At 67.5% G+C, this 3,809-nt stretch carries 3 protein-coding genes; 1 reads left to right on the forward strand and 2 read right to left on the reverse strand.

Annotated elements, in window-relative coordinates; genetic code table 11:
- Positions 1–379: 379 nt before the first annotated feature.
- Complete coding sequence (gene motA / locus Q8M88_RS07025) at positions 380–1,249, reverse strand: flagellar motor stator protein MotA (protein ID WP_305595775.1); 870 nt, start codon at positions 1,247–1,249, stop codon at positions 380–382.
- Between the two features lie 131 nt (positions 1,250–1,380).
- Here motA and Q8M88_RS07030 point away from each other — a divergent pair, with 131 nt between their 5' ends.
- Positions 1,381–2,682: an MFS transporter gene (locus tag Q8M88_RS07030; RefSeq protein WP_305595781.1), complete on the forward strand. Its 1,302-nt coding sequence runs from the start codon at positions 1,381–1,383 to the stop codon at positions 2,680–2,682.
- Between the two features lies 1 nt (position 2,683).
- On the opposite strand, the gene Q8M88_RS07035 is transcribed toward Q8M88_RS07030, so the two are convergent.
- A partial coding sequence (locus Q8M88_RS07035; protein WP_305595783.1) for a lytic murein transglycosylase occupies positions 2,684–3,809 on the reverse strand: 1,126 nt, incomplete at its 5' end.

The raw sequence follows: 3,809 nt of genomic DNA on the forward strand, positions 1-3,809 counted from the left end.
CGGTCGCGGTGGCGGCGGCGTCGGTCGCGGTCGCGGCCGAATCCGAAGCTTCAGCGGCCTTTTCAGCGGGCTTGTTGCAGGCGGCGACGGAGAGCGCGGCGACGGCAGCGCCGGCCACGAGAAGCTTGCGAAGGATTGCGGAGGTCATAGTCCCTGTCCCCTTAGACGAAGGTGGTGATACGCCTCGTCCCGGTGTCCCGCGACGGCGTTCCGAAAAGACCGAAACGACGCAGTTGGACCCGATGAGGCGCAGCAGGAATATGCAGGGGTTTAGCGGGAGAGCAAGACTTTAATTCACGCGCTCGTGATCACTTTTTTCACCATTCACCATACGAGGTGTCTGACGAATGCCGGACGATGCGTCCTGCGAGGCTCTAGATCATGCTTCGTTGGGGATCGCCGACAGCGCTTCCTCGAGCTCGAGGAAGCTGGGTTGAGCGCCTGACGGGACGCTGCCGCGGCCGATTTCCACCGAGATCTGCGCGGCGTTGCCATGCAGGTGGGCGACCAGCACCGACTGGATGATGCGGTAGAAAGCGCCATCCTCTTCGATGACGTTCTTCAGCCGCGTCGCCATCGGGCCGACCAGGCCGTAGGCCAGGAACACGCCCAGGAAGGTGCCGACCAGCGCGCCGCCGATCATCTCGCCCAGCACTTCCGGCGGCTCGGTGATCGCGCCCATGGTCTTGATGACGCCCAGCACGGCGGCCACGATGCCCAGAGCGGGCAGGGCGTCGGCGAGGTTGGTCAGGGCGTCGGCCGGGGCCAGGCCCTCGTGGTGGTGCTTCTCGAGCTGCTTCTCCATGGCGTCCTCGACCTGGTGGGGATCCTCCAGGTTCATGGTCATCATCCGCAGGGTGTCGCAGATGAAGTCCACGGCGAAGTGGTCCTTCAGGATCTTCGGGAAGCGCGAGAAGATCGTGCTCTCCTTCGGATTCTCGATGTGGCTTTCCAGGGCGATGACGCCCTTGGATTTCATCGTCTTGGTCAGCAGGAACAGCAGCGACAACAGGTCGCGGTAGTCGGACGCCTTCCATTTCGGGCCGGCGAACACCTTGGCCAGGCCGCCGCCGGTGGCCTTGATCACCGGCAGGGAGTTGGAGATCAGGAAGGCCGCGACGCCTGCGCCGCCGATCGCCATCATCTCGTGCGGCGTGGCGTGCAGGATGACGCCCATATTGCCGCCGGAGATAATGAAACTGCCGAAGACGAGGCCGAACAGCAGCACGACGCCGATGATCTGAAACATGAAACTGCCGGCCCCTGAGATGCAGCGGCCACCATCGCCGTTAATGTTTAATGGCGGGTTCCCGCAGCTTGGCGCGCGCCCTCTCGCCGCGCGGTTTGCATGCCGCAGCGGCAGGGCCTAAGCGGTGCCGAATGCTGGACCAGGTCTACCCACCGACGCTTTCCCGCCGCGCATTTGCGATCCTGTTCGCCAGCTCGCTGATCATGGCGATCGCCAATACCGGACTGATGTCGCTGCTGCCGGTAATCGGCCGCTCGCTGGCTATTCCCGACACGATGGTGACGAGCGTCTTCGTGTTCTCGGCCCTGATGTGGGCGGCCTTCACGCCGTTCTGGACCAAGGCGGCCGATCGCATGGACCGCAAGATCCTGATCATGATCAGCCTGATGGGTATTGTGTTCGCGAAGCTGCTGATGGGGCTCGTGGTCACCGTGGGCCTCCTGCACATGGCGCCGCCGATGGTGATCCTCGCCCTGCTGGTCGTCTCGCGGGGTTGCTTCGGCGCCCTGGCATCGGCCTCGACGCCCGCGATCCAGGCGATCATCGGGGAAGGCACGCGGCCAGAGGACCGGACACAGGCGATGGCCAATCTGGCCGGGGCGTTCGGACTGGGGACCGTGGTGGGGCCGTTCTTCGCGCCGCTGTTCATCCTGCCGATCGTCGGCCTCGCCGGCCCGCTCTATGTCTTCTCCCTCATGGGCGTCGCGGCCCTGGTGGTCACCTGGCGCTATCTCGGAAAATCGCTTCCGCCTCCGCTACCGGTCAGGACGGCCGACGGAGAGCCGCAGAAGCGGGTGCGAATCTGGCGCGATCCGCGGGTGACCCCGTTCCTCTGGTACAGCCTGCTGACCGCGGCCTGCCAGACTTCGATCGGCCTTACCCTCGGCTTCCTTGTGATCGACAAGCTAGCCATCGAGCCGCTGGCCTCGCAGGGCTTCATCGCGCTCGCGATGATGTTCGGCGCGCTCTCCGGGCTGCTGGGTCAGTGGGGGTTGATCCGGATGTTCCAGATGACCCCGCGCCACCTGCTGCGCTGGGGCGTGGCGCTGGCGGCGCTGGGCAACCTGATCGTCGCCGTGGCCCCCAACTACTGGTCCGTGGTGGTCGGCTTTGCGATCGCCTGTCTCGGATTCGCCTTCGCCCGCCCGGGCGCCGCTGCGGGCTCGTCCCTGGCGGTGGAGTTGCACGAACAGGCCCGTGTCGGCGGTGCGTTCTCGATCGTCGGCGTGATGACCATGACCGTCGCGCCGGTCTATGTGATGCTCTACGAGCGCGTCCATTGGGCGCCGTTCGCGGTCAATGTGGTGATGATGCTGGGCCTGCTGGTCTACGCCTACACCAACACGCAGCTTCGCAACGCCGACCCAAAGCCGACCAGCCGCCTGGAGACGGTGCTGGCCACGGTGGAGCGCAACGATTCCGGCGGTGTCTAGCTCAGGGCGCGGCGGTGCGCAGGCGGCGCACCATGTCCAGCGACAGGTAGCCGTCGGCGGTCAGGCCCTGGCTCTTCTGCCAGGCGCGAAGTTGGGCGCGGGTGTTGAGGCCGACCACCCCGTCCGGCGCTCCGGGGTCGAAGCCCAGTTTCGCCAACGCCTGCTGGGCGGCGATGCGGTCGGCGATCCCCAGCGGCGTCTCCACCGGCCAGGCCCGCGTCAGCGGCCCGCCGCCGCCGAAGCGGTCGGCCAGCAAACCAATCCCCAGGGCGTATGCGGCGGAGTTGTTGTACTTGCGGATCGCGAAGTGGTTGGGGAACAGCAGGAATAGCGGCCCACCGGCCCCGCTGGGGGCCAGCAGCTGGGCCGGGGCGTTCTGGTCGGCGGCCGGCCACGGCAATCGATCTGCGCGCCGCGCGCCCTGTTGCTCCCACCATGCCGGCGTCTCGCGCGGACCTTCTGTCAGCCCGTAGTCGAACCCGTCGCGCACCACGACCTCCCGCGCCCAGGTCTGGCCGCGGATCCAGCCGCCGCTGGCGAGCAGATTGGCGGCGGAGGCCAGTGCGTCGGCGCTGGAGCCCCAGATGTCGCGTCGCCCATCGCCATCGCCGTCGACGGCGTTGCTCAGGAAACTGCTGGGGATGAACTGGGTCTGGCCCATCGCGCCGGCCCACGAGCCGCGCAGCCGCGAACGCGGGAACTCGCCCGAGGCGATGATCCGCAGCGCCGCGATCAACTGGTCCTCGGCGAAGGTCCGCCTGCGGCCGTCGGCGGCCAGCGTGGCCATGGAACGCACCACGTCGAAGTCGCCCTGGATGGCGCCGAAGCCCGATTCCATGGCCCACACCGCGATCAGGATGTCGCGGGGCACGCCGAACCGCTGCTCCAGGCCCGGCAGGAAGGCGAGCTCAGCGCGGCGCCGCCGCCCGATGGCGATGCGGTCGTCGCTGATCACGCCCTTGATGTAGTCGCCCACCGGCTTGGAGAACTCCGGCTGGCGGCCGTCTAGGGAGGAGACCTTGTCGTCCGGCGTCAGGCCGACCAGTTCGCGGTCGACGACAGCCGCGGGCAGGCCGGCGGCGATCGCGCGGTCCCGGAACTGGCCGCGCCACACGTCGAAGCTCAGG

The organism is Phenylobacterium sp. (assembly GCF_030693805.1).
Lineage (GTDB): Bacteria > Pseudomonadota > Alphaproteobacteria > Caulobacterales > Caulobacteraceae > Phenylobacterium.

Bases quoted from the DNA above. Each gene is read 5' to 3' on its own strand.
- motA (WP_305595775.1), bottom strand. From the start codon at position 1,249: ATGTTTCAGATCATCGGCGTCGTGCTGCTGTTCGGCCTCGTCTTCGGC.
- Q8M88_RS07030 (WP_305595781.1), top strand. From the start codon at position 1,381: ATGCTGGACCAGGTCTACCCACCGACGCTTTCCCGCCGCGCATTTGCG.